Origin of the sequence: Pseudomonas sp. efr-133-TYG-5 (genome assembly GCF_030209175.1) — a bacterium.
Classification (GTDB): Bacteria; Pseudomonadota; Gammaproteobacteria; order Pseudomonadales; family Pseudomonadaceae; genus Aquipseudomonas.
Map to the genome: position 1 here is coordinate 623,466 of NZ_JARVSM010000006.1, position 25,108 is coordinate 648,573.

General features: G+C 64.8%; 19 protein-coding genes and 1 pseudogene. 6 read left to right on the forward strand and 14 right to left on the reverse strand.

What is annotated here, in order from left to right:
- Positions 1–4: 4 nt before the first annotated feature.
- Genes QRN70_RS21695 through cpaB form a run of 6 tightly spaced genes read right to left on the reverse strand, consistent with a single transcriptional unit; the run spans position 5 to position 6,485 of the window.
- On the reverse strand, positions 5–895 hold the full coding sequence (locus QRN70_RS21695) for a type II secretion system F family protein (protein ID WP_285419936.1): 891 nt from the start codon (positions 893–895) through the stop codon (positions 5–7).
- A complete protein-coding gene (locus QRN70_RS21700; RefSeq protein WP_285419937.1) occupies positions 892–1,776 on the reverse strand; it encodes a type II secretion system F family protein in 885 nt (294 codons plus the stop codon). The genes QRN70_RS21695 and QRN70_RS21700 overlap by 4 nt, the downstream gene beginning before the upstream one ends.
- 10 nt (positions 1,777–1,786) lie before the next feature.
- Positions 1,787–3,058 (reverse strand): TadA family conjugal transfer-associated ATPase, encoded by a 1,272-nt coding sequence (locus QRN70_RS21705; RefSeq protein WP_285419938.1) that lies wholly within the window; start codon positions 3,056–3,058, stop codon positions 1,787–1,789.
- A complete protein-coding gene (locus QRN70_RS21710; RefSeq protein ID WP_285419939.1) occupies positions 3,055–4,245 on the reverse strand; it encodes a CpaE/TadZ family protein in 1,191 nt (396 codons plus the stop codon). Before QRN70_RS21710 ends, QRN70_RS21705 begins: the two co-directional genes overlap by 4 nt.
- Positions 4,242–5,513 carry a type II and III secretion system protein family protein gene (locus QRN70_RS21715; protein ID WP_285419940.1) on the reverse strand — a complete coding sequence of 424 codons (1,272 nt, stop codon included), beginning with the start codon at positions 5,511–5,513 and terminating at the stop codon, positions 4,242–4,244. Before QRN70_RS21715 ends, QRN70_RS21710 begins: the two co-directional genes overlap by 4 nt.
- 24 nt (positions 5,514–5,537) lie before the next feature.
- The gene (gene cpaB / locus QRN70_RS21720) at positions 5,538–6,485 is read right to left on the reverse strand and encodes a Flp pilus assembly protein CpaB (protein WP_285419941.1); all 948 of its coding nucleotides are present in this window, start codon (positions 6,483–6,485) and stop codon (positions 5,538–5,540) included.
- Positions 6,486–6,822: 337 nt separating this feature from the next.
- Between cpaB and QRN70_RS21725 the strand changes: the two genes are divergently transcribed.
- The 3 genes from QRN70_RS21725 (at position 6,823) to QRN70_RS21735 (ending at position 10,106) form a co-directional block, all read left to right on the forward strand.
- Positions 6,823–7,023, forward strand: coding sequence for a Flp family type IVb pilin (locus QRN70_RS21725; protein WP_285419986.1), 201 nt, complete (start codon positions 6,823–6,825; stop codon positions 7,021–7,023).
- A gap of 84 nt (positions 7,024–7,107) precedes the next feature.
- The gene (locus QRN70_RS21730; RefSeq protein ID WP_285419942.1) at positions 7,108–7,515 is read left to right on the forward strand and encodes a response regulator; all 408 of its coding nucleotides are present in this window, start codon (positions 7,108–7,110) and stop codon (positions 7,513–7,515) included.
- Between the two features lie 233 nt (positions 7,516–7,748).
- On the forward strand, positions 7,749–10,106 hold the full coding sequence (locus tag QRN70_RS21735; RefSeq protein ID WP_285419943.1) for an autotransporter family protein: 2,358 nt from the start codon (positions 7,749–7,751) through the stop codon (positions 10,104–10,106).
- Between the two features lies 1 nt (position 10,107).
- Here QRN70_RS21735 and QRN70_RS21740 read toward each other — a convergent pair whose 3' ends face one another.
- From QRN70_RS21740 to QRN70_RS21755, 4 genes are all read right to left on the reverse strand, one after another.
- Positions 10,108–11,775, reverse strand: coding sequence for a ShlB/FhaC/HecB family hemolysin secretion/activation protein (locus tag QRN70_RS21740; protein ID WP_285419944.1), 1,668 nt, complete (start codon positions 11,773–11,775; stop codon positions 10,108–10,110).
- 132 nt (positions 11,776–11,907) lie between these two features.
- A complete protein-coding gene (locus QRN70_RS21745; RefSeq protein WP_285419945.1) occupies positions 11,908–13,575 on the reverse strand; it encodes a collagen-like triple helix repeat-containing protein in 1,668 nt (555 codons plus the stop codon).
- Between the two features lie 310 nt (positions 13,576–13,885).
- Positions 13,886–14,740, reverse strand: a complete 855-nt coding sequence (locus tag QRN70_RS21750) for a MaoC family dehydratase (protein WP_285419946.1) — start codon at positions 14,738–14,740, stop codon at positions 13,886–13,888.
- 2 nt (positions 14,741–14,742) lie between these two features.
- Complete coding sequence (locus QRN70_RS21755; RefSeq protein ID WP_285419947.1) at positions 14,743–16,095, reverse strand: 3-oxoacyl-ACP reductase; 1,353 nt, start codon at positions 16,093–16,095, stop codon at positions 14,743–14,745.
- Between the two features lie 182 nt (positions 16,096–16,277).
- Between QRN70_RS21755 and QRN70_RS21760 the strand changes: the two genes are divergently transcribed.
- Positions 16,278–17,555: an acetyl-CoA C-acetyltransferase gene (locus QRN70_RS21760; RefSeq protein WP_285419948.1), complete on the forward strand. Its 1,278-nt coding sequence runs from the start codon at positions 16,278–16,280 to the stop codon at positions 17,553–17,555.
- A 76-nt stretch (positions 17,556–17,631) separates the two neighbouring features.
- On the opposite strand, the gene QRN70_RS27865 is transcribed toward QRN70_RS21760, so the two are convergent.
- Positions 17,632–18,399, reverse strand: a complete 768-nt coding sequence (locus QRN70_RS27865) for a methyl-accepting chemotaxis protein (protein ID WP_502941653.1) — start codon at positions 18,397–18,399, stop codon at positions 17,632–17,634.
- 90 nt (positions 18,400–18,489) lie between these two features.
- A pseudogene (locus tag QRN70_RS27870) lies at positions 18,490–19,578 on the reverse strand (cache domain-containing protein); the annotation flags it as partial.
- Between the two features lie 440 nt (positions 19,579–20,018).
- On the opposite strand from QRN70_RS27870, the gene QRN70_RS21770 reads away from it, so the two are divergent.
- On the forward strand, positions 20,019–20,915 hold the full coding sequence (locus QRN70_RS21770) for a PA4780 family RIO1-like protein kinase (RefSeq protein WP_285419950.1): 897 nt from the start codon (positions 20,019–20,021) through the stop codon (positions 20,913–20,915).
- Positions 20,916–21,102: 187 nt separating this feature from the next.
- Positions 21,103–22,344: an MFS transporter gene (locus tag QRN70_RS21775; protein WP_285419951.1), complete on the forward strand. Its 1,242-nt coding sequence runs from the start codon at positions 21,103–21,105 to the stop codon at positions 22,342–22,344.
- Here the strand turns inward: QRN70_RS21775 and cueR are convergent.
- The gene (cueR, locus tag QRN70_RS21780) at positions 22,298–22,711 is read right to left on the reverse strand and encodes a Cu(I)-responsive transcriptional regulator (RefSeq protein ID WP_285419952.1); all 414 of its coding nucleotides are present in this window, start codon (positions 22,709–22,711) and stop codon (positions 22,298–22,300) included. The two genes, QRN70_RS21775 and cueR, sit on opposite strands and share 47 nt — an antisense overlap.
- Positions 22,708–25,101, reverse strand: a complete 2,394-nt coding sequence (locus QRN70_RS21785) for a heavy metal translocating P-type ATPase (RefSeq protein ID WP_285419953.1) — start codon at positions 25,099–25,101, stop codon at positions 22,708–22,710. Before QRN70_RS21785 ends, cueR begins: the two co-directional genes overlap by 4 nt.
- Positions 25,102–25,108 lie beyond the last annotated feature (7 nt).

Here is a 25,108-nt window from a genome sequence, read left to right on the forward strand (position 1 = left end):
CCCTCTAAGAACCCAGGGCCCGTGCCAGGGCGGTGAAGCCCGGGCCGGCCAGGACGATCAACAGCGCCGGGAAGAGAAACATCATCATCACGACGGACATTTTCGCGGACATTTTCGAGATGTATTCCTGCAGGCGCGTCAGGCGCCGGTCATCGAGCAATTGCTTGAGCGCCAGCAGCGATTTCATCGCGCCGCCGCCCTGGTGCAACAGTTGCTGGAGGATCACGCAGGTGTCGGTGAACTCGTCCACGGCGAGCAGGCGCGTGGCCTTGTTCAGCTCTTCGCCCAGTTCCAGACCGGAGTCGACCCGGGCCAGCACCAGGCGCAATTCCTGGGTCAGTACCGGCAACAAGGCCTTGGCTTCATGGCTCAGGACGCGCAGCGCCTGCTCGACGGCCATGCCCGATTCGAACAGGATGCGCAGCAGCGGAATGAACGTGGAAATTTCCGTGGCCAGCTGTTTCTGCCGGCGCTGGGCTGCCCACGCCAACAGGCGCTTGGGCAGCAGATAACCGAGACCGACAGCGAACAGCGGGGCGATCCATTGCCGTTCGGCATGCGGGAACAGCACGCCTTGCAACAGCAGCGCCACGCTGAGCAACAGCAGCGGCGAGCCGATCTGGCACGCGGCGAACAGCGAGCGCTGGCGCGCGCTGCGCCAGCCGAGACGGTTGAGCAGGGTCTGGGTTTCGTTGTCGAGCCTGACGCTGTGCTGGCCGACCTTGCTTTCGCCAAGAAAGCGCAGCAGATGGCCGAGACGATTGCTGCGCACCAGGTCGCCGTCCAGCCGACGACTGACCTGCCGCGCCCGCCGCCGCTGCTCGAACAGGCTGCTGAACAGCAACGCGGCGGCCCCCAGCTGGAACAGGGCGCTGATCACCAGTGGCGTGCTCATAGGCTGCGTAACATCCGCCACAGCAGCAGGCTGCCGAGCACCTGCAAGCCGAAGGCAGTGGCGAGCATGATCTGCCCGGAATGGTCGTTCCACATGGCGACCAGGTAGCGCGGATTGGACAACAGGAAGTAGCCCGCCAGGCCGATCGGCAGCAGCCCCAGGACCCACGCGGTGATGCGCGTTTCACCGGTCATGGCGCGTAGCTGGCGGGACGCCTGGTCGCGCTCGCGGATCATCTTGATCAGGTTTTCCAGGAGCTCGCTGGCATTGCCGCCATAGCGGTGATTGACCTTCAAACCGAGGGCGAACAGGCGCAGTTCGTCCTTTTCATAGAGTTCGGCCATGTCCGACACGGCGTCCGCCAGGCTGATGCCCAATTGCACGTTGCGCTGCACCCGGGCCATGGCGTTTTTCAGCGGATCCTCGCTGGCCTCGATGGCGCCGAGCACCGCATCGGCAAGGGTGCGCCCGGATTTCAGGCTGCGTACCGTATGGTCGAGCAGTTGCGGCAGTTGTTCGATCATCCGCCGTAGCCGGCGCTGGTAGCGCCAGCTGACATACAGGCGCACGGCCAGTGGCGGCAGCACCAGCAACAGCAGCAGTCCCAGCCATTTGCCGAGGACGAACCCGAGCACGATGCCCAGGGCCCACAGCATCAGCCACAGGCCCAGGCGTTCGGTCGGACGGCCGAGGCCGGCGCGCAGGAATGCCCGTTCCAGTCCGGCCCAGCGCGGTGTGGCCGGGGCGAGCTGTGGCTGGCCCTCATTCAAACGCTCCAGCACGCGCTCGGAACCGCTCTGCCGCCAGCCGTTGTAGAACAGGCGCAGCGACAGCCCGAGCAGTGCCAGGCAGACCAGGATCAACAGCAATGGCTTGAGCATGGGCCGTTCCTCAGTGCGCCAGCACGCTGTCGCGGCGCAGCTTGTCGCCGGCCGGGTTCACCGCTTCGCGCAGGAAGCCGAAGCCGCTGCGGCGGTCGAGACGGAACAGGGTGTTGGTCACGTAAACGTCGTCGCGCACGCCCACCACTTCCACCACTTCGCTGACGCAGCGGCGGCCATCGGGCAGGCGCGTCAACTGGATGATGACGTCGAGCGCGGCGCAGATCATCTGGCGCAGGGTGCGTTCGGCGATGGTGCGGCCGGTGAGTCCGACCAGGGTTTCCAGGCGCAGCAGGGCGTCCTGGGCATTGTTGGCGTGCACGGTGCTCATCGAGCCATCGTGGCCAGTGTTCATCGCCGTGAGCACGTCGACCACTTCGACGCCGCGAATCTCGCCAAGGATGATGCGGTCGGGGCGCATCCGCAGGGCGTTGCGGATCAGGTCGCTGGCCTTCACTTCGCCGTGGCCCTCGGCATTCGGCGGTCGGGTTTCCAGACGCACCACGTGCGGGTGGCCGAGTTGCAGTTCGGCGACGTCTTCGATGGTCACCAGGCGTTCATGAGGGTTGATGAGCTGGCTGAGGATATTCAGCAGGGTGGTCTTGCCGGTGCCGGTGCCGCCGCTGATGAGGATGTTGCAGCGCTTGCCGACGGCCTCGGCGATGAAGTCGAAGATCGCCTGGTCGATGGTCTGCATCGCCATCAGGTCGCTGCTCTTGAGCATGTCCTTGCGGAATTTGCGAATCGACAGGCACGGGCCGTCGAGGGCGATCGGCGGGATGATCGCGTTGACCCGGCTGCCATCCGGCAGGCGCGCGTCGACCATCGGCGATGACTCGTCGAGGCGTCGACCGAGGGGGGCGAGGATGCGTTGCATGACCCGTTCGACATGGTGCGCGTCGATGAAACGCAGGTCGCTCAGGTGCAGCACGCCATCGCGCTCGATGAACACCCGGTGCGGGCCGTTGACCAGGATTTCGGTCACGGCGCTGTCGCGCAGCAGCACTTCCAGCGGACCGAAACCGGTCAGCTCATCGACGATTTCCTCGGCCAGGCGCTCCATCTCGTAACGCGAGATCGCCAGGTGCAGGCGGGCGATGTATTCGCCGACCTTGTCGATGACGAACTGCGAGAGCACCTGCCGTGAACCCTCGAGCAGGTTCTTCCCCGACTCTTCGATGGCGTCGATGATGTAGCGGTGCAGCACCAGTTTCAGACCGTCGTGATCGCTGTTGCCGGTGGCCTGGCGCTGCGGGCCGCCGAACAGTTGTTCGCTGCTCATGAGTTGCCCCGCAGACGGTCGAACCAGGTGACCTTGGGTTTGGCCAGGCCTTCGGAGCGTTTCGCCAGGCGCTCGCCGAGGGTGCGCAGGCTCTGGCTGATGGCTTCGCGCGGGGCCAGTTCGAACAGGCTCACGCCCTGGTTCTTGGCATTGAGGCGCACCTCCGGGCTGTAGGCGAGTACGGCGATGACTTCCAGGCCGAAGGTCTTGCCGAGGGTGTCGGAATCCGGCGCGACGTTGCGCAGATAGCGATCGACCAGCAGGCGACCGTGATCGAGCTTCATGCCTTTCTCGCGCCACAGATTGAGCACCGCCAGGTTGCGCCGGCAATCGAGCACGTTCTGGTCGGTGTACCACAGCAGCTTGTCGCAATGGCTGACGAAGGTGCGCAGCGCTTCGCTGTCCGGTTGCCCGGTAAGGTTCACCACGATGTGCTGGAAGTGCTGGCGCAAGGCGCTGAGCAGCATGTACAGCTCGGCGGCGCTGGTGCGCTCCAGCGGTTCGTCGCCGGGGGCATAGGCGAGGATGCGCAGGCCGGCTTCGGCGCTGGTGAAGGCGCTGTCGATCAGGGTTGCATCGAGCCGGCGCAAGTGGCGCAGGGCGTCGCCGAAATGAAACGAGCTTTCCAGGCCGAGCAGCGCCAGGCTGTCGCCGCGGGGCAGGCCGAGGTCGAGCAGCAGGGTTTGCTGGCCGCTCTTCTGCACCACCAGCGCCATGTGGTTGGCCAGCAACGCGCCGTCGGCGTTGGCCTGGGTGCTGTAGAGCACGGTCAGGCCGCCGAGCTGGGTGTTCGGCGTCACGGCCGGCAGGCGTTTGCTCAGGCGTCGTACCAGCCCGGCGACTTCGCTGGAGCGCGAACCGTAGGCGACAAAATCCCGCGCACCGGCGCGCATCGCGTTGAGGACCAGTTGATTGTCCATGCCGTCGCCGAGGGCGACGATCGCCAGCATCGGCTTGGCCTCGAGCACGCCCTCGATCAGCGCGCTCTGCGCGACCAGATGTTCACGGTCGAGGCCGACGAACACCAGGCTGGCGAAGGTCACGTCGACCAGCGCCAGCAACTCGTCGAGGCTGCCGCCACCGGCGCTGACCACCTGGCCCAGGGGCGCGAGTGCGCCTTGCAGCCACTCCAGGTCGGTGCTGTTGCGGGTGATGGCGAGGAAGGTCTGGCTCAGGCTCTGGCTCATTGCGATAACCCGCTGCGTTTATCGAAGTTGCCGTTCTCCAGGAAGTACAGGCGATACCAGTTCGGATCGTAGTTGCGCAGTTTCTCCCCCGGCAGCGACGGCAGTGGTGCGTTGGCCGCCAGCGGCTGCACCAGGTGCGGTGTGACGATCATCAACAGCTCGCGTTCCTGGCGATTGATCGAGGAATTGCGGAAAAACGCGCCGAGCACCGGGATATCGCCCAGCCCGGGGAATTTGTTCACCTCGGAGGCGTTGTTGGTGCTGATCAGGCCGCTGATGACGAAGCTCTCGCCATCGGCCAGGGAGATGCTGGTGTCGGTGCGGCGAATGGTGAACGCCGGCACGGTGGTGCCGCCGATGGTCACGCCGTTGTTGTAGTCCAGCTCGCTGACTTCCGGGGCGACCTTGAGGGTGATACGGTCGCGGCCGACCACGGTCGGGGTCAGGGTCAGGCGGATCCCGAATTCCTTGTATTCGATCGAATAGCTGTTGCTGTTGGCGCTGGGCACCGGGATCGGAATCTCGCCGCCGGCGAGGAAGCTTGCGCTCTGCCCGCTCAAGGCGACCAGGCTCGGCCGCGCCAGGGTGTAGGCGAAGCCGCTGCCTTCGAGGGCGTTGACGATGCCGAGGAATTTGCTGCTGCCGCCGCCCCAGACGATGTTGAACATGTCGTTGGCCAGGGGGATGCTCGGCACGGCGATACGCGGGTCGAGGTTGCGCAGCGGCACCACGCCCGGGGTCACGCCGGTATTGGGTACGGTGCCGGGTGCGCCGAACAGGAAGTTGTTCGAGCCCTTGCCGAAAATCTGCGTGCCGGCCTCTTTCAACTTGGTCCGGCTGACCTCGACGAAGCGAATATCGGTCTGCACCTGCGAGGGCAGGGTCGGGTCGTCGCCGGCCGGCAGCGCTACCGGGGTCATCGCCGTGCTGGCCTTGCCCTGGACGAACACCATGCTCTGGCGCGGGGCGCTGGCGCAGGCGCTCCAGATCATCAGCGTGGTCGCGCCGGGGCCGACACCGGTCAGCAGCACGCCCTGGTCACCGGTCACCCGCACGTCGGCGATTTTCGGATCGCCCACCGCCACCCGAGTGATCGCCACCGGTGACTGCAGCGCCTGTTGCAGACCTTCGCCGACTTCCAGGACCGCCGGCAGCGCCGCCAGCGCGTTGCAATTGCCAGCAGCGGCGACGGCGCTGCCGATGGAAGCGACACTCAGCAACGTGACCCGGAGCAAACCGTGGAACAGGGGCGTGAGGCGTTTGCGCATGTACGTGCGTCCTTGCTCGGAATTTCAGGGAGTGGGTTGGACGGTTTCGGTGCCGCGGATCACTTCCACCGGCGTTTTGCGCGGCGCCGGCTGGCTGGCCACGGTGAGGGGCCGGGGCGGCGCCGTCAGCGACAGTTGGCTGAACTCGATCAGTTCGCGGCGCGGCGTGTCGAGCCCGGCGGCGACGTTGTTGTCACCGGCCCAGTACCGCGCCAGTTGCTGTTCGTCGGCACTGCGCACGGCCAGGCGCAACACGCCGGCGCTGGAGGCCAGCATCAGGCGGTTGGTCAGTGCCTCGGGCACCGCCAGCACCACGCTGCGCGCGGCGTTGCGCAACTGTTCCTGTTTGAGTTTTTCTTCTTCGCTGTGCGCCGGGCTGGCCGGTTGGCCGTCGTTGGTCAGGCCCATCTGGCTGCCGACCCCGAGTACGCGCACCGCCGGCACCACCAGTTGCGCGGACGGTTGCGGGTTGCTGTCGTCCTTGCGCAGAAACAGCAGCACATCGACGTAATCGCCCGGCGCCAGTTGCCCGCCGGCATTGATCACTTCATCCACCGCCACTGCCAACGCGCGCTCGCCAGGGCGGATCATGCGCGCCAGCGGACTGCCGGCAGCGAAGCTGTCTTCGCTCAGCCAACTTCCGGCCGACAGGGCGCGCCATGGGGTCCGGCCGATCACCTGATCGACGTTGCCGAGGCTGCCGGTCGGGGCGATGTGCAGTTTTTCCACGGCGACGTCGGCGGCGGTGATGGTCACGAACGGGGCGATGTCACGCACCAGCACCACCACCGGTTGGCGGGTCGGATCGTCCACCGGTGCCGGGGCGACGGCGCTGGGTGTCTCGGCAACGGGGGCAGGCGCCACGGGTTCGGCGGCCGGTGCCTGGCGGCTCAGTGTCAGGCCCCAGTAACCGGCGAGAATGGCACCCAGCAACAACACGCCGGCCAGGCCCAGGGTGACGCGACTGTTCATGACGGCTCTCCCTTTCCAGCTGTGCTTTCTGTCTCTGCAATGACCCGTAACTTCCAACGAGACAACTTCGCAATCAGGCAGCTATGAACAAGTAACTATTTCGCTATTTGACGGTAGCGCAGGCCGAACAAAACGCCATTAACGCCGCGCAAATAACTAGCCAAAGTAGGAGGCTAAAGCGCCAAACAGGGTTTTTTGCCGTTATTCGGGCAACTACTACTTAAGTGTTAATGCGTTCTTACAGTTGTAGGTGCCGGGAATGCCGACAATGCTGATGCTGGCACAGGGGAATCATGTTGCGAGCGCGCAACACCCGGGCCTTCAAGGAGAAGTCGACATGTCCTTCGCAAAGAAAGCATTGCTGAAAATCAAATCGGAAATCGCCTTTTATAAAGGCCTGGCCAAAGACACCGAAGGGGCGTCAGGCATCGAGTACGCCATCATCGCCGGCATGGTCGCAGTGGCGCTCGCGGCATTCGTGACACCGATTTCCACCGCCATTACAACCATGTTCACCACCATCCAGAACGCACTCTGAACGGGTGAGCTGGCATGGCCGGCAACTTGCGCATGCACCCAAGGGGTTCTAACGTCAGGGCTTAGTCCATTGCAGGTATTGCCCATGAATTCCTCAGCCAGTTCCCGTCAACAATTGCTCCTGGTCGATGACGAGGAGGACGCGTTGCTGGAACTGGCGGAGTTGCTGGAAGGCGAGGGCTTTGTCTGTCACACCGCGACGTCGGTGAAGCTCGCTCTGCATCATCTGACGCGGCATCCGGATATTGCCCTGGTGATTACTGATCTGCGCATGCCGGAGGAGTCGGGCATGTCGTTGATCAAGCGGTTGCGCGAGCACACGTCGCGCCAGCATTTGCCGGTGATCGTGACGTCGGGCCATGCCGATATGGAGGATGTCAGCGATATGTTGCGCCTGCAGGTTCTGGATCTGTTCCGCAAGCCGATTTACCACGTGAGATTGTTGGAGACGCTGGACAACCTGTTTCCCAAGCCCAAGGTCAACGTTTCTTAACGTGGACCTGAATACGTCCTTTCACACCCATCGAAAAATTGACGTCATGGCTTTGACTTTTTAGTGGTGTCAAAGTGATGGCTCAGGTAAATTCTCCGCGCCCGAACCAGGCGAGCTGGCGGGTGGTAGGGATGCCTGATTGAAACGTTGAGCCCTGCCCGAATTTTTTTCGTTTCGGAAGGGACTCTTCAGTGATTTCGTCTTGCCTGCGCCGCTCTCTGCTGGCGCTTTCTGTGTGTGCTGCTGTGCATTCGCCTGGCGTTCAAGCCGTCACGCTCAATTACGATCTGGGCACGGGGCCGCTGGTCAGTGTCGATCAGTATTACGACTTTCTGAACCTGGTCGGTAGCGCCAACGTCGTGCAGACCTCTGCGGCGGCCGTCACCAGTGCCGCGCAGTTCACGCGGCCCATGGCCAATCACGATGTCAGCAACAAGGCCACGATCACTATCGAGGGGGCGACGCACGGTGTCGGCATCGGTATGTATCCCGGTGCAGTGACCTGGTCGAAGCTCAACTACAACCTCTACAACGAAGGCGTCATCACGGTCAGCGGTCTGGCTGACAGCGGTGAGTCCAGCGGTTTTGCCGTGCGCGGCGTGGCGTTGGGGGGCAACTTCATCAACAAGGGCACGGTGGCCGTCAGTGGCAACAACGCCACCGGCGTGTCGCTGGCCGGGATGAAAATGCGCTACGGGGTGATCAACGAGGGCACCATCAGTGCCAGCGGCAACGGCGCGCGCGGTCTGTCCCTGGAAAACACCACGCAGACCATGCCGGTGGTGAACTATCGCAGCCTGACCGCCACCGGCAACGGCGCAGAAGCGCTGACGTTGAAGGGGGCGAGTTTCATTCCCGATCCTGGCGTGCGCACCAACAGCATCGTGAACATGGGGGTGCTCTCCGGCGAGAGCATCGGTATCCATGTCAGCGATCAACCGGTCGCGGGGGCGCCGCTGAACATCAGCCAGGACTTCGGCTCCATTGCCGGCGGCAAGGCGGCGATCCAGGTGGATGATGGACAGAGTTACTTCTACTGGCGCGGTGGCGATGTACATGGCGACCTGCTTGGCCTGTCCGGCGTGCTGATCGATGACGAGGTCACGTTCGACGGCTCGCTCATCCGCGCCGGTTACGTCACGGTGCAGGAAGGGGCGCTGACGCTGGTCAAGCCGCACACCACCATCATCGGTGACCTGGACATGGAAGAGGCCGACTCGGTGATCGCCATGTCCGTGGGCAAGGAAACCGATATCAACACGCCGATTCTGACCGTTACCGGCACGACCGACATCAGCCCCGGCGGGCATCTGCAACTGCAGGCGCGCTCCAGTGACTTCCGCACGGCGGCCGGTGGCAACCGCTACACCCTGATCCGTTCGGGCAATCTGCTCGGCGGTGAAAACCTCACCGTGGTGTCGACTTCGGCGCTGCTCGATGTGAAGAGTTACGGCGTCGAAGGCAACGACGTGAAGGCGCTGGTCAGTACCAAGTCGGAGCAGGTGCTGGAACAGAACACCGTGGATGCCGGTGGTTCACACAACGCCGGCGTGGCACTGGGGCGGCTGTCCAGTGCACTGATGGCGCGTCTCGATGACCAGGATCCGCTGTTCCGCGCCTTCGCCAATGCGGCGACCGATGCCGAACTGGCGCGGTTGTCGGCGACCCTCAGCCCGGACGTCAGCCGTGGCGTGCTGCATGCCGCCACCAACAGCCAGATGCTGGTCTCCGGCGTGCTCGACGAGCGCTCCAGTCGGGCGCGGACGAGCGCCGGTGCGGCGCAGAAAGGCGTCTGGTTGCAGGCGCTGAGCAGCGATGCCAACCAGGACTCGCGCCGTGGCGTCGCCGGTTATGACGCCGACAGTCATGGCATCGCGGTGGGTGCCGATGGCCAGTTGAACGCTGACACCACGCTGGGTCTGGCCTACAGCTACCTGGACAGCGATGTGAAGTCCGACAGTGGCAGCAAAACCAACGTCACCGGCCACGCCCTGACCGCCTACGGCAACTGGGTGCACGACAACTGGTTCGTCGATTCGGCGCTGATGTACGGCTGGAACGACAACGAGTCGAAACGCTACGTCGCCGGCACCCGGGCCAAGGGCGACTACGACAGTCAGGTGTTTGGCGCGAGTGCACTGGCCGGTTACAGCCTGCGCCTGACGCCCGCCGTGGTGATCGAACCGCAGGTCGGTGCGCGCTATGCCAATGTGGCGATGGACGGCTATCGCGAGAAGGGCAGTTCGGCCGCGCTGAAGGTCGGCAGCCAGCGCTACGAAATCGCCGAGATGGGCGTGGGCGCGCGCGTCGCGGCGGCGTTCGCGGTAGGGGGCGGCAGTCTCGAGCCGGAAGCGAAAGTCATGGCCTGGCATGACTTCATCGCTGACAAGGTCGCGACCACTTCGGCGTTCGTGCTCGGCGGCGATTCGTTCACCAGCCGTGGCACCACGCCCGTGCGTGACAGCTATGAGCTGGGCCTGGGCGCCAACTACCGGATGGGCGCCTGGAGCCTCGGTGGTTCCTACAATTACCTGACCTCCAGCGGTTTCGACGCCGACGGTTTCACGGCGAAGGTGCGCTACGCCTTCTGAGTCACAGCTGATAACTGAAACTGATGCTGTAGCGCGGCCGGCGGTTGAACGTGTCGAGGGCTTCGTCGGACATCGGCTTGGCGGCTTCCAGGGCGATGTTGTAGTACTTGGCATCGCCAAACCGCAGGCCGACGGCGGCGGACGACAGGTCGTTGTCCTGCACGGCGAGTTTGTTGAACCAGGATTTCGAGCGGTCCAGCACCACGTACGGTTGCAGGATGCGCACCCAGCTGCCATCGCGGTTGAAGCTGTAGTTGACCTCGTAGGCCACGCCCCAGCCCTTGTCGCCGGAGGCCTGGTCGTCGGGGTAGCCGCGACCGAAGTTCTGCCCGCCGAACACCGCGCGCTCGCTGTCGGGCAGGCTGTCGTCGGTCCAGTACAGCGCGGCGGAAACCACGCCCTGCCAGTTGTCGAGGAATTTATTGCTCTGCACGCCGGATAGGCGCAGGCGGAAAAAGTTGAGGTCGATGGCGCTGTTGTTGGTGTGCGCGCCCATGCTGTCGAAGCCCTGGTAGACCCCGCCGCTGAGAATGCGCAGCTGGCGGGCGTCGGCCACGCGCCAGTCGCTTTCGAAGGCGAGGGCGCGGATGTCGCTGCGTTCTTCGACGCTCAGCGGATAGCCGACCACCTTGTAGCGGGTCTTGTCATTGACCGCGTAGATCCGCGATCCGACGCTCAGCAGCTCGCTGGGCGAGGCAATCAGCGGCAGGCTGACGCCGATCGAGTAGCGGTCGTTCTCGCGGTGCGGCTTGAGTTCCAGGCCATTGGTGAGCACCACATTGCTGCCAGGATCGGCGCGGTAGCGCGAGGCCGACAGTGCCAGTTGCGTGCCTTCGGCATCAAGGAACTGGTTGTAGTCCAGGCGATAGTAATGCTCGTGATCGTCCCCCGGCGGGAACAGGCCGCTGAGCGACAGCTGCTCGCCCAGCGCCGTTTGCGAGTTGCTGCTGACGCCCAGCAGGGCCTGGGTGCCGTTGCGGTTGTCTTCGGTCATGTTCAGGCTGGTGGTGAGCGGTTTGCGGCTCGCCTGGGCGATCAGCGTCGTCGCGCCGTCGGTGGTGCCGGGCGGTGGCACCTGGGCCTGGATCGTCACGCCGGGGATGCGGCTCATCAGCGTGGTATAGCGTTCGAAAGTCTTGCGGGTCAGCGGACGTTCGGCCTGCAACTTGGCCACCAGTTTGTCGAGCAGGGCCTTGACCCGGCCGAGGTCACCCTGCAACTGGTAATCCCTGACGTAGCCTTCCACCAGCACCACGCGCGCCACGCCATCGTCGAACGTCTGCTGCGGCAGGAAAGCGTAGGACAGCAGGTAACCGTCCTGCTGGTAGCGGCGGGTGATGGTGCGGGTGGCTTCGATCAGGTCGGCGAGGCTGGCCTGCCTGCCGATCAGCGGCTTGAACACTTCGGCCAGTTCGTTGAGCGGGTAGATCGTGCCGCCCTCGATCTGCACGGTTTTCAGATTGACCTGGGTGCTCATCTGCAACGGTTGCGCGGCAGCGCCGGGCTCGGGCACTTGCAGGGGCGCGGCGTTCGGCCGATAGGCGTCGGCGGGCAGGTTCGGTACCGGCAGATTGCGGATGGTTTCGTTGCTGTTGAGAAAGCTGGGCAGGGTGTCGGCGAGGGCTACGGAACTGAGACTGAGGCACAACAGGGATGCCATTACGCGCATAGGACACTCCATGGTCAGGTCGCAGCACAAGGCTGTTTTTTCCTAAGAAAAAAGCGGAAGACTCGTATGAATCTTCCGCCTCCAACCAAGCGTAGGCGCTGTAGGTCAGGCCGTCGAATCGGCCAGGTGCAATTACTGTCTGCTACCACCGAGGGCACCGGTCAGGCCGCCCAGGACACCGCCCAGCCCGCCGGTGGCGCCGGTTGTGCCGCCGGTTCCGCCGGTGCCGCCGGTCACCAGACCACCGACTGCAGTGACGGTGTTGCCGACTGTGGTCACGGTGTTGCCGACGGCCGTCACCACCGGATTGGCGTTGCTGCCGGCGATTGCGCCACCGACATTGCTCACCGCGCCGCCGACCTGGCCGGTGAGGCTGGCCACTGGCGAGCCGATCCCGGTGCTGGTGCCAACGTTCTGGGTCAGCGAGGTCACGGCACTGGTGACCGGGGCGACGGCGCTGCTGACGCTGGTGCCGAGCGTGGCCAGCGGTGCAGTGGTTGCGGTGATCGGTGTACCGGAGCCGCCGAGCACGGTGTTCAGCGAAGCGACGGCGTTACCGGCCGACGCCACGGTGGCGCCAGGTGCGGCCAGCGTGCTGTTGCCTGCGCTCAGACCGGTGCCGACATTGGCCACCGCACCACCGACGGTTTGCAGCAGGCCGGTGCCGCCGAGGCCGCCGCCGATCCCGCCGCCAGTGCCCGAGCCAGTGCCCGAGCCTGTGCCGTTGGCCACCAGGCCGCCAGCCTTGCCGACCGCGGTGCCGACATTGCTCAGTGCGCCGCCAACGGTGTTGGTCAGGGCATTGCCATTGCCGGCGGCGGTGACTTTGTCGCCGACGCCATCCACGGTACTGCCGACTTTCTGCACCAGGCCGTTGAGCGGTGCACCGAGGCCGGTGGTGCTGCCGAGCTTGTCGGTGGTGCTTTCAACCATGGCGATCACCGGCACCAGTCGGCCGCTGACCTGAGTGGTCAGTGAGCCCAGCGGACCGGTCGTAGTGGCGGTGCTGAGGGTGTCGCCGAGCATGGTGACGCGTTCGCCGACGCCATTGAGGACCGGCGCGACGCGGGTCACGACACCGCCCACCAGCGGAATGCTGCCGGTGGCCGTGGCCAGTTTGCCGCTGACATCCGAGACACCGTTGCCGACGTCTTGCACCACGCCACCCACGGCCGACGCGGTGACGCCGATGCCGTTGGGGGTGCTGGCCAGTTTGCCGATGCCGTTGGACACGCCATCACCCAGGGTGCTGACGACATTGCCGGCGGTATTGGCGACGCTCTGCACCACGCCACCTGCCACGGGAATCGTGCTCAGCGAATCGCCGACCTGGCCGACGCCATCGCCGACACCGCTGACGGTCTTGCCGACATCCTGCACCAGCGTGGTGGTGACCAGTGTCGGTGTGGTGGTCGGGTTGGTGGGGTTGGTCGGATCCGTCGGGTTGGTCGGATTGGTCGGGTCGGTGGGATTGGTCGTGCCGCCCGTGCCGCCGGTTCCACCTGTACCGCCGGTGCCCGCCGTACCGCCGGTGCTGCCTGTACCGCCTGTACCGCCCGTGCTACCGGTGCCGCCAGTGCTGCCGGTGCCACCCGTGCCGCCAGTGCCCGCCGTGTCGCCCGAGCCACCGCTGCTGCCGGTGCCGCCCGTGCTGCCACTGCCACCTGCGGCGGCGCTGTCCGGCGAAGAGCTGCCGGAACTGCTGTGATGACCGCCACCGCCGCTGCTGCAGCCGGCGAGGCCGAGGGAGAGGATCAATGCCAGCGCTGTTGCCGATTTGCACCACACTTGAGTTTTCATGATGGGTATTCCTTGCACCTTGTCACAACGTTCGTTGTTTTCGATGACCCGCCGATTCTGTTGCCGGCAGTGCCTTCGTCCGTTGTGTCCATCTCAATCCAGTGCTTGGATCCAGACCATTCTCAAGTTGGTATTAACGCCTTTATATAGGCCCCTGCGGGTGCTGCCTAAGGACTAATACCGAAGGTATAGGCGGGCAAAAAAAAGCCTTGAAAATCAAGGCTGGGAGATTTGTTCAAGGGCAATTCGGGGGCCGCAGAACTTAAGTTATATATACACAATTTACATGTGTATGCGGCCCGCCACGGGTTCAGGCAACGGGCTGCCAGTGACCGACCATGTGCTCCAGCTCACCCGCGCCGATCAGGCGCAGTTCGCCGCTGGATCCTGCTGCGCTGGCGAGCAGTGTCACCGCGCTGGGCAGGCGCACCGGCTTGCGAAAGTGCACGGCGACTTCCAGGTTGGCCTTGGGCAGGTGATCGGCGAGGGCGGCGAGGGTGCGGGCCTTGTTCCACAGACCGTGGGCAATCGCGGTGGGAAAACCGAACAGTCTGGCGCTCGCCGCGCTGAGGTGGATCGGGTTGTAGTCGCCGGAGACCTTGGCGTACTGCCGGCCAATGTCTGCCGGGGCGTTCCACTGCGCCACCTGCACCAGCGGCAGCGACGGCTGCCAGTCCTGCTCGATGGCCTCGCCCTCGAGCTTGACGCCGCGACAGAGCATCTGGCTGTCGGCCTCCCACAGCGGCCCGAGCTGATCGTCGAGGCTGGTCAGCAGGTCGAACGTCGCGCCTTTGGGATGCGGCCGCAGGTTACGCACGCGGACGCTGACCTGCGCCCGGCTGATCCCGCCCAGTGGCCGCAGCACGCGAATACGATTGCTCAGGTGAATCAGCCCCAGCAGCGGGAACGGGAAATCCCTGGCGGTCAGCAACTGCATCTGCAAGGCAAACGCGAGGATGTGTGGATAGGTCGGCGGCAGCAGGCCGTCGTCTGCGAAGCCGCAGACCTTGCGATAGGCTGCCAGGCGCTGGCCGTCGATATCGACCCAGCAGCGCAGCCCTTCGTCAGGCAGGGTGGTGCCGGTGATTTTGCGCCGGCTCGCCGCCCGGAGGTAGAGCCCGGGCAGGCTCGGTTCACGCTGCAGATCTTGCCATTCGATGCTCATGCCTAGGCCCCCAGCACGCTTTGGCCACAGACGCGCAGCGCCTGCCCGGTGAATGCGCCGCTGCCCGGTTGCGCCAGCCAGGCCACGGCCTCGGCGACGTCCTGCGGCAGGCCACCCTGGCCCAGCGAGCTCATGCGCCGTCCGGCCTCGCGCAGGGCGAAAGGAATGTGCGCGGTCATCTGCGTTTCGATGAAGCCCGGTGCCACGGCATTGATGCTGATGCCACGTTCGAGCAGGGTGGGCGCCCAGGCCTGGGCCAGACCGATCAGGCCAGCCTTGCTCGCCGCATAGTTGGTCTGCCCGCGGTTGCCGGCGATGCCGCTGATCGAAGCGAGCAACACCAGCCGCGCGTTGTCGCGCAGGGTGCCATGCTCGAGCAGGGCCTGGGTCAGCACTTGCGGCGCGTTGAGATTGACCGCCAGCACCGCGTCCCAGAATTCCGGGGTCATGTTGGCCAGCGTCTTGTCGCGGGTGATGCCGGCGTTGTGCACGAGGATGTCGAGGCCGTCCGGCAGGTGCTCGATCAGTTGCGCGGCGGCGTCTTCGGCGCAGATGTCGAGGGTGATGCTGCGCCCGCCGAGGCGGGCGGCGAGGGCATCGAGGTCGGTCTTGGCCGGCGGCACGTCGAGCAGGATCACCTCGGCACCATCGCGGGCCAGGGTTTCGGCAATCGATGCGCCGATGCCGCGTGCGGCCCCGGTGACCAGTGCCTTGCGTCCGGCCAGCGGCCGCGTCCAGTCAGTGACCTGGGTCGCACAGGCGTTCAGGCGAATCACCTGGCCGGAGACGAAGGCACTTTTTGGCGAGAGGAAAAACCGCAGCGGTCCTTCGAGCTGATCCTCGGCGCCTGCGCCGACATAGAGCAGTTGCAGGGTGCTGCCGCTGCGCAGCTCCTTGGCCAGCGAGCGGGAGAAGCCTTCGAGCGCGCGTTGTGCGCTGGCGGCGAACGGTTCGCGCAAGGTCTCCGGGGCGCGTCCGAGAATCACCAGGTGCGCACTGCTGGCGAGGTTCTTCATCAATGGCTGGAAGAATTCGCGCAGCTGCTTGAGCTGATCGGTGTGCTGCAGGTGGCTGGCATCGAACACCACGGCCTTGAGTTTCGGGCCGTGGCCGGGGATCCACGCGGTGGCCAGTGACGGCTCGGCGCCATAGCTGTAAATCGCGTCGGTCAGGCGGTTGGCGAATGCGCCGACATGTTCGCTCAGCGGCCCGCCACCGAGCAGCAGGGCGCCGTCCACCGGCCGCAGGCGCCCGGCCTGCCAGCGTTCCAGGCGTACCGGCGACGGCAGGCCCAGGGCCCCGACCAGGCGATGGCCGATGGACGAGTTGGCGAAGTCGATATAGCGGTCAGACATGGAACGCTCTCCAGAAGATGGGGTTCAAAGTGTGGACTGCGTCGGGCAATCAATCGTTCGATCCACGCAATTGGGCCTACGCTAGAACAGCAGAGTAGTTTGCCCCCGGCGGTTGTGTGGCCGGACTGCCTCTCAACGACATCGCTGAACCTGTGCCCATTCGATTACCCAAGGAGCTTTTCATGAGTCAGCTGCGCCGCGTCGCGATCATCGGTGGTAACCGCATTCCTTTTGCCCGCTCCAACGGACCCTACGCCACCGCGAGCAATCAGGCGATGCTCACCGCCGCCCTCGAAGGCCTGATCGAACGCTACAACCTGCATGGCCAGCGCATCGGCGAGGTCGTGGCCGGGGCGGTGCTGAAATTGTCACGGGATATGAATCTGACCCGCGAATGCGTGCTCGGCTCGCGGTTGTCACCCGCCACGCCCGCCTATGACATCCAGCAGGCCTGCGGCACCGGTCTGGAAGCGGCGTTGCTGGTGGCCAACAAAATCGCGCTCGGCCAGATCGATTGCGGCATTGCCGGGGGCGTCGACACCACCTCCGACGCACCGATCAGCGTCAGCGAAGGCCTGCGCCGGGTGCTCCTGCAGGCCAACCGCGCCAAGACCACCGGCGACAAGCTCAAGACCTTCCTGCAACTGCGTCCCAAGGACCTGATTCCGGAGTTCCCGCGCAACGGCGAGCCGCGCACCGGCCTGTCGATGGGCCAGCACTGCGAACTGATGGCGCAGACCTGGAACATCTCTCGCCAGGCGCAGGATCAACTGGCGCTGGAGAGCCACCAGAAACTGGCGGCGTCCTACAGCGAAGGCTGGCACAACGACCTGATGACGCCGTTTCTCGGCCTGACCCGTGACAACAACCTGCGCCCGGACCTGACCCTGGAGAAACTCGCCAGCCTGAAACCGGCCTTCGAGAAAAGTGCCAAGGGCACGCTGACCGCCGGCAACTCCACGCCGCTCACCGATGGCGCCTCGGTGGTGCTGCTCGGCAGCGAGGAATGGGCCAATGCGCGCGGCCTGCCGATCCTCGCCTACCTGCGTGACGGCGAAGCGGCGGCGGTGGATTTCGTCAACGGCGCCGAGGGCCTGCTGATGGCCCCGGTGTACGCGGTGCCGCGCCTGCTCGCGCGCAATGGTTTGACCCTGCAGGATTTCGACTACTACGAAATCCACGAGGCATTTGCCGCTCAGGTGTTGTGCACATTGCAGGCCTGGGAGGATCCGCAGTACTGCCAGACCCGACTGGGGTTGGACGCGCCGCTGGGCTCGATCGATCGCAGCCGCTTGAACGTCAAGGGCAGCTCGCTGGCGGCGGGGCATCCGTTTGCCGCAACCGGCGGGCGCATCCTGGCGAACCTTGCGAAACTGCTGGATGCGGCGGGGCAGGGGCGCGGGTTGATTTCGATCTGTGCGGCCGGGGGGCAGGGGGTGACGGCGATCATCGAGCGCTAGCAGAGCAAACGATTTCCCTGACCCTCTCCCGCAGGGAAAGGGTCAGGGTGAGGGGCTTTCCAGGCTAGCGCCGATTTCAGGTACGGAACCGCCGCACCAACCCATCCAGCTCATTCGACAACCCTGCCAGACTCTGCGAATCCAGCCGCGCCGAATTGGCCAGTTCCGCCACCAGTTGCGCATCGCCATGGATCTGGCTGATGTGCCGATTGATGTCCTCGGCGACCTGATGCTGCTCTTCGGCAGCGGTGGCGATCTGTGTGTTCATGTCGCGGATCACATCCACCGACTCGCGGATCTGGCCGAAACTGGCCCGCGCTTCACCGATGCGTGCCACCGACTGCTGCGACACATCGAGGCTGGCGCGCATCTGCTGGGTGACAGCACTGGTGCGCTTGGCCAGGTTGCCCAGCAGGCCGTCGATTTCCGCCGTCGAATCGGCCGTGCGTTTGGCCAGTGCGCGCACTTCGTCGGCGACCACGGCAAAGCCGCGCCCCTGCTCGCCGGCCCGCGCGGCCTCGATGGCGGCGTTGAGCGCGAGCAGGTTGGTCTGTTCGGCGATGGAGCGGATGGTGCCGAGGATCGACTGGATATCGTTGCTGTCGCGCTCCAGTTGCTGCATCGACTGCGCCGATTGCTCCAGCTCCTGGCTGAGTTGATCGACGCTGTGCACCGCCGCATCGATCTGCTGCTGGCCCTGGCGCGCCTGGCGCTGGCCGCTGTCGGCCGACTCCGCGGCCTGGCTGCAGGAACGCGCGACTTCGTTGGCGGTGGCGACCATTTCGTGGAACGCGGTCGACACCATGTCCACCGCTTCGCGCTGGCGTCCGGCGGCTTCGGCCATGTCGCCGGAAACCCGGGTCGAACTCTGCGAGGTGGCGAGGATTTTTCCGGCCGCGCCGCCGATGTGCTGGATCAGGCTGCGAATCGCGGTGAGGAACTGGTTGAACCAGCTGGCCAGTTGCGCGGTTTCGTCGCTGCCGCGGACGTCGAGGTTCTTGGTCAGGTCGCCTTCACCCTGGGCAATGCCTTCCAGGCCACTGGCAACGCTGCGGATCGGGCGCACGATCAGGCTGGCGAAACTCGCGCCGACCACGGCGAACAACACGGCCAGAACGGCGGCGATGATCGCGATCAGCCAGGTCAGCTGGGTCGCCGAGCTCATCACTTCGTTCTGTTTGATCAGGCCGATGAACGTCCAGCCCAGTTGCTCCGATGGCCAGACATTGGCCATGTAGCGCTCGCCGTTGAGTTCGACTTCGACCAGGCCCTTGCCGGCCTTGGCCAGTTGCGCGTAGCCGTCGCCGAGGCTGTCGAGGCGCTTGAAGTTGTGCTCCGGCTGTTTCGGATCGACCAGCACCGTGCCGGTGTTTTCCATCAGCATCAGGTAACCGCTTTCGCCGAGCTTGATCTGTTTGACGATCTCGGTGAGCTGCTTGAGCGACACGTCGATGTTGACCACGCCACCCTGGGCGCCCAACTGGTTGGCCACCGCGCGTACGGTGCTGACCAGCACTGCGTCGTCGCCGGCCCAGTAGTAGGCCTCGGTGCGCAGGGTCTTGCCCGGGTTGGCCATGGCGGTCTTGTACCAGGGACGGGTGCGCGGGTCGTAGTTGGCCATTTTCGGGTCGCCCGGCCAGAAGGCGTAGCCGCCGCTGCTCAGGCCGTAGGACACGTAGGAGTAGGCCGGATGCGACTTGGCCAGGCCTTCGAAGAGGCTGAACAGTTGCTTGTCGATTTCACCGTCGCTGGTGTCGGCGGCGTTGGCGCTCATGCGGCTGCGCACCGTGCCGTCGGCGCTGTTCACCAGCGGTTGCGCCGCCAGGTAATCGACGTTCTGGCTGATGCCGTCAAAAAACAGCTGCATGGCATTGCTGACCTGACGGATCTCGCGTCCGCTGCCGTCGACAAAATCGTCCCGGGCATCGCTGCGCAGGTTGAGTACCACCAGGGTGGCGACCAGCACCACCGGCAAGCAGGCGATGATTGCAAACGCCCAGGTCAACTTCTGTTTGATGTTCATCCGCGCTCCAGATTTTCTTGTAGGCCCACGCAGTGCAGATGACTCGCGGTCTTATTGGCAGCCGAAAACGTTGTGCTCACTCGCTCCGTGAGTGCGGCATCGTTTTTTTTTGAACGATTGTCGGACAAATTCCTCTGTCACAGAGGAATTCGGCTGGCGGGCGGGGAAATTGAGGCTTGCCGGCAAAAAACTTACGCGCGGTGGCATTGGCATGTCAGATTCTGTCGCAAATGCCCTCGCGTCCAGTCACCGACATCTGCCAGTGGCTCGGCTATGATTCGTTGCGCTCGAAAAATCAGCGAAGGCCTGGCCCGATTAATCCGGCACAGTGTGTGCATCCACAGGTTCACAGGTCGGCGACCCCTCCCCGTGGTGCGAGGATTGCCGTATAACGAGTGACATTCGCGTGTTTGGTAATAAAGGACCCACAATAAAAGCTGATGAAGACTCCAAAACGCATTGAACCCCTGATCGAGGACGGTCTGGTCGACGAGGTGCTGCGCCCACTGATGAGTGGCAAAGAAGCAGCTGTTTATGTGGTGCGCTGCGGTAATCAGTTACGTTGCGCGAAAGTCTACAAGGAGGCGAATAAACGCAGTTTCCGCCAGGCGGCCGAGTATCAGGAAGGTCGCAAGGTGCGCAACAGCCGCCAGGCCCGGGCGATGGCCAAGGGTTCCAAGTTCGGTCGCAAAGAGGCCGAGGACGCCTGGCAGAATGCCGAGGTCGCGGCGCTGTTCCGTCTGGCCGGTGCCGGGGTACGGGTGCCCAAGCCATACGACTTCCTCGAAGGCGTATTGCTGATGGAGCTGGTGGCCGACGAATACGGGGATGCCGCGCCGCGTCTGAACGACGTGGTGCTGGAGCCGGATCAGGCCCGCGAGTACCACGCGTTCCTGATCTCGCAGATCGTGCTGATGTTGTGTACTGGTCTGGTGCACGGTGACCTCTCGGAGTTCAACGTACTGTTGACCCCGACCGGCCCGGTCATCATCGACCTGCCGCAAGCGGTGGACGCCGCGGGCAACAACCACGCGTTCAGCATGCTCGAGCGCGACGTTGGCAACATGGCGTCGTACTTCGGTCGGTTTGCCCCGGAGTTGAAGAAGACCAAGTACGCCAAGGAAATGTGGGCGTTGTACGAAGCCGGCACCCTGCACCCGGGCAGCGTGCTGACCGGCGAGTTCGACGATCCCGAGGATCTGGCGGATGTCGGCGGCGTGCTGCGCGAGATCGAAGCGGCGCGTCTCGACGAAGAGCGCAAGCAGGCGATCCGTGCGGCCGAGGACGCGCCCAAGGGCAAGTCCGAAGAACCACCGCCGCCACCGTGGATGCAGTGAGCGCTTGAACAGGAACCCGGCTTCGGCCGGGTTTTTTGTGCCCGTATGTTCATACACCACAAATCACTGTGGGAGCTGGCTTGCCAGCGATAGCGGTGGTTCAGCCTGAAAATTTCTATCGGCTGTACTGGCCTCTTCGCTGGCAAGCCAGCTCCCACAGGGTGTGGGTGGTGTTCTTCAAAGGTGTATGGGATCGTGTCCGCCTTCGCACACTCAAGGATTGAATGTGAACGCTCGCCTCATCGTCACCGCCAGGCTGATCTCCGACTTCGGCGCCTTCCTCAACATGGTGGCGCTGGCCACCTACGTCTACCTGCTGAGCAACAGCGCCATCAGCGTGGGGATCTTTCTCGCCAGCCGTGTGGGCGGTGGGATTGTGGCCAGCCTGATTGGCACCGCGTTTTACCGTCGTTGCAGCGGTCGCGCGCCGCTGATCGCCTTCGACCTGCTGCGCGCCGGCGTGCTGGCGTTGTTGTTGATCGTGCCCGTCAGCCAGCAGGCGTTGCTGTTGCCGGTGATTGCCTTCGGCCTGGGGTTTGGCAATTCGATGTTCGCCATCGGCCTCAACAGCCAGTTGCCGAGGCTGATCGAACCGGCGCAGCTACTGAAAACCAATGCCTGGATCACCTCGGCGTCATCCGCGGCAATGGTCGGCGGCAGCCTGGTCTCCGGTTTGCTGGTGGCGGCCTTCGGTTTCGAAGCGGTGTTTGCGCTCAACGCACTGACTTATGCGCTGGCGGCGCTGTTGATTGCACCGTTGCGCTTCGCCGCTGCCGAGGGCAGCGAACAATCAACCCGCGAACGCGGTGAATGGTCCGCCCTCAGGCAAGGCCTGCGCGGCGCTCCGGTCATCGCGGCGATGCTCGCCGTGACCATGGCCGACACCTTGGGCAGCGCTGCGCACAACGTCGGATTCCCGATCATCGCCAAACTGCTGACACCCGACTCGGCCAGCACCACGCTGGGCCTGGTGCTGGCGGTGTGGGCCAGCGGCAAACTGCTCGGCGCGCGCATCGCCAGTCGCCTCAAGAGCACCGACAACGGTGATCTGCAACGGCGCTATTTCTTCGGTGTGGCGTTGATGTCGTGCGGCTTTATCCTGATGTTCCAGCAGCACAGCCTGTATGCCCTGCTGCTGTTTTCCCTGCCGGCCGGGCTGGGCGACGGTGTCTCGGAGGTCAGTCTGCTGTCGCGTCTGCAACGCGAACCGGAGCGTTTGCGCCTGCCGATTTTCAGTTTCCTGACCTTGCTGCAGATGACCGGGTTCGGCGTCGGCATGCTGCTCGCCGCGCCGTTCTATGAATGGTGGACGCCGGACGCCGTGGTGCTGCTGTTCCACGGTATCCCGCTGGCGACGTTGCTGCTGGTCAAGGGCCTGGCGCTCAGGCGCGGGCGGGTTGCACGCAGCAGCCCGACGCCAGTTCCTTGAGGATCGGGCAGTCCGGGCGATGGTCGCCGTGGCAGTGCTCGACCAGGTCCTGCAGGGTGTCGCGCAGTTCGCCGAGCTCGCGGATCTTTTGATTCAGCTCGTCGATGTGCTGGCGCGCCAGTGCCTTCACATCGGCGCTGGCGCGTTGGCGATCCTGCCACAGGGTCAACAGCTTGCCGACTTCCTCCAGCGAGAAGCCGAGGTCGCGCGAACGCTTGATGAACGCCAGTGTGTGCAGGTCGTCGGCACCGTAGACGCGGTAACCGCTGTCGGTACGATGAGCGGCCTTGAGCAGGCCGATCGACTCGTAATAGCGGATCATTTTCGCGCTCAGGCCACTGTGGCGGGCCGCTTGGCCGATGTTCATCGGTGTTCCTCCAGATCCTCGGGTTGCCAGGTTTTCAACAGTAGCGCATTGCTCACCACACTGACGCTCGACAGCGCCATCGCGGCCCCGGCCAGTACCGGGTTGAGGAAGCCGAATGCCGCCAGCGGAATGCCGATCAGGTTGTAGACAAAGGCCCAGAACAGGTTCTGGCGAATCTTCGCGTAGGTCTTGCGGCTGATCTCCAGTGCTGCCGGTACCAGGCGTGGATCGCCGCGCATCAGGGTGATGCCCGCCGCGTGCATGGCGACGTCGGTGCCGCCGCCCATGGCGATGCCGATGTCTGCCGCCGCCAGTGCCGGGGCATCGTTGATGCCGTCGCCGACCATGGCCACCACGCCGGTTTTTTTCAGTTCGGCGACGGTCGTAGCCTTGTCCGCCGGCAGCACTTCGGCGTGGACATTGGCGATGCCCAGCGCCTCGGCGACCACCCGGGCGCTGCCGCGGTTGTCGCCGGTCAGCAGGTGGCTGTGGATACCGCGTGCGGCCAGTTGCTGCACGGCTTGCAGGGCGCCGGGCTTGAGCGTGTCGCCGAAGGCGAACAAGCCGAGCACGCGCGGTTCGGGAGCCTGCTCGATCAGCCAGGACAGCGTCCGGCCTTGGCTCTCCCAGGCCTGGGCGGACTCGGCGAGTGGGCCCGCGCTCAAGCCACTTTCTTCCAGCAAACGCCGATTGCCTAGCGCCAGGCGCCGACCGTCGAGCGTGCCAGCGATACCGCGTCCGGTCAGGGCCTGGCTGTCGCTGACATCCGGCACGCTCAGGTCGCGCTCGGCGACCGCGTCCAATACGGCTTTGGCCAGCGGGTGTTCACTGCCGCGTTGCAGGGCACCGGCCAGTGTCAGCAGGTTGTTTTCATCGCCATCCAGCGCACTGAAATGGGCGATGCGCGGGGTACCGGAAGTCAGCGTGCCGGTCTTGTCGAAGACCACCTCGCTGACGGCATGGGCACGTTCCAGCGCCTCGGCATCCTTGATCAGAATCCCGTGACGCGCCGCCACACCGGTGCCGGCCATGATTGCGGTTGGCGTGGCCAGACCGAGGGCACAGGGGCAAGCGATGACCAGCACCGCCACGGCATTGATGAGCGCGGTTTCCAGGGGCGCGCCGTACAGCCACCAGCCGAGCAGTGTCGCCAGCGCCAGCAACAGCACGGCCGGTACGAACACCTGGCTGACTTTATCCACCAGTTTCTGGATCGGTGCTTTCGCCGCCTGGGCGTCTTCCACCAGGCGGATGATCCGCGCCAGTACGCTTTCCGCACCGAGCGCGCGGGTGCGTACCAGCAACCGCCCTTCGCCATTGATCGCGCCGCCGGTGACCTGGTCGCTCGGCTGCTTTGGCACGGGCAGGCTTTCGCCGCTGATCAGCGCTTCGTCGGCGTGGCTCTGACCCTCCAGTACTTCGCCATCCACCGGGAAGCGTTCGCCCGGTTTGACCAGCACCACGTCATTCACGCGCAAGGCGCTGATGGCGACGTCCACCTCGCGGCCATCGATCACTTGCAGCGCGCGTTCCGGACGCAACGCCTCCAGGGCGCGGATGGCGCTGGCGGTCTGGCGCTTGGCGCGGCTCTCCAGGTATTTGCCGAGCAGCACCAGGGCGATGACCACCGCCGAGGCTTCGAAATACAGGTGTGGCATGCGCCCTGCGGCGGTGGCCCACTCGTAGAGACTGAGGCCGTAGCCGGCGCTGGTGCCGAGAGCGACCAGCAGGTCCATGTTGCCGGCCCCGGCGCGCACGGCTTTCCACGCGGCGACGTAGAAGCGTGCGCCAAAAATGAATTGCACCGGGGTGGCGAGGGCGAATTGCGCCCAGGCCGGGAGCATCCAGTGCACACCGAACGGTTGCAGCAGCATCGGCAGCACCAGCGGCAAGGCCAGGACGATGGCGCAGATCAGTGCCCAGCGTTCGTGGTGCAGGCGTTGTTCGCGGTTGTTGGTTTGCCGGTGATCGGCGTCAACGACGCTGGCCGAGTAGCCGGCCTTGCTCACCGCCGCGATCAGGTCTTGTACGTCGACTGCGCCGAGCAATTGGAGGTGGGCGCGTTCATTGGCGAGGTTGACGCTGACCTGGTTCACCCCCGGCACGTTGCTCAGGGCGCGTTCGACGCGACCGACGCAAGAGGCGCAGGTCATGCCGTCGATGGTCAGTTCCAGGGTTTGTCGCGGCACGCGGTAGCCGGCCTGTTCGACCGCCGCCATCAGCGCCGGCAGGCTGTCGCCGGGGGCCTGCACCCGGGCCTGTTCGGTGGCCAGGTTGACGCTCACGGCGCTGGCGCCACTGACCTTGCGCAAGGCCCGCTCGACACGCCCGGCGCAACTGGCGCAGGTCATGCCGGCAATCGGCAGGTCGAAAGTGGTGGAATCGGACATCGGTCAT

Bases quoted from the DNA above. Each gene is read 5' to 3' on its own strand.
- QRN70_RS21695 (WP_285419936.1), bottom strand. From the start codon at position 895: ATGAGCACGCCACTGGTGATCAGCGCCCTGTTCCAGCTGGGGGCCGCC.
- QRN70_RS21700 (WP_285419937.1), bottom strand. From the start codon at position 1,776: ATGCTCAAGCCATTGCTGTTGATCCTGGTCTGCCTGGCACTGCTCGGG.
- QRN70_RS21705 (WP_285419938.1), bottom strand. From the start codon at position 3,058: ATGAGCAGCGAACAACTGTTCGGCGGCCCGCAGCGCCAGGCCACCGGC.
- QRN70_RS21710 (WP_285419939.1), bottom strand. From the start codon at position 4,245: ATGAGCCAGAGCCTGAGCCAGACCTTCCTCGCCATCACCCGCAACAGC.
- QRN70_RS21715 (WP_285419940.1), bottom strand. From the start codon at position 5,513: ATGCGCAAACGCCTCACGCCCCTGTTCCACGGTTTGCTCCGGGTCACG.
- cpaB (WP_285419941.1), bottom strand. From the start codon at position 6,485: ATGAACAGTCGCGTCACCCTGGGCCTGGCCGGCGTGTTGTTGCTGGGT.
- QRN70_RS21725 (WP_285419986.1), top strand. From the start codon at position 6,823: ATGTCCTTCGCAAAGAAAGCATTGCTGAAAATCAAATCGGAAATCGCC.
- QRN70_RS21730 (WP_285419942.1), top strand. From the start codon at position 7,108: ATGAATTCCTCAGCCAGTTCCCGTCAACAATTGCTCCTGGTCGATGAC.
- QRN70_RS21740 (WP_285419944.1), bottom strand. From the start codon at position 11,775: ATGCGCGTAATGGCATCCCTGTTGTGCCTCAGTCTCAGTTCCGTAGCC.
- QRN70_RS21745 (WP_285419945.1), bottom strand. From the start codon at position 13,575: ATGAAAACTCAAGTGTGGTGCAAATCGGCAACAGCGCTGGCATTGATC.
- QRN70_RS21750 (WP_285419946.1), bottom strand. From the start codon at position 14,740: ATGAGCATCGAATGGCAAGATCTGCAGCGTGAACCGAGCCTGCCCGGG.
- QRN70_RS21755 (WP_285419947.1), bottom strand. From the start codon at position 16,095: ATGTCTGACCGCTATATCGACTTCGCCAACTCGTCCATCGGCCATCGC.
- QRN70_RS21760 (WP_285419948.1), top strand. From the start codon at position 16,278: ATGAGTCAGCTGCGCCGCGTCGCGATCATCGGTGGTAACCGCATTCCT.
- QRN70_RS27865 (WP_502941653.1), bottom strand. From the start codon at position 18,399: ATGGCCGAAGCCGCCGGACGCCAGCGCGAAGCGGTGGACATGGTGTCG.
- QRN70_RS21770 (WP_285419950.1), top strand. From the start codon at position 20,019: ATGAAGACTCCAAAACGCATTGAACCCCTGATCGAGGACGGTCTGGTC.
- QRN70_RS21775 (WP_285419951.1), top strand. From the start codon at position 21,103: ATGGGATCGTGTCCGCCTTCGCACACTCAAGGATTGAATGTGAACGCT.
- cueR (WP_285419952.1), bottom strand. From the start codon at position 22,711: ATGAACATCGGCCAAGCGGCCCGCCACAGTGGCCTGAGCGCGAAAATG.
- QRN70_RS21785 (WP_285419953.1), bottom strand. From the start codon at position 25,101: ATGTCCGATTCCACCACTTTCGACCTGCCGATTGCCGGCATGACCTGC.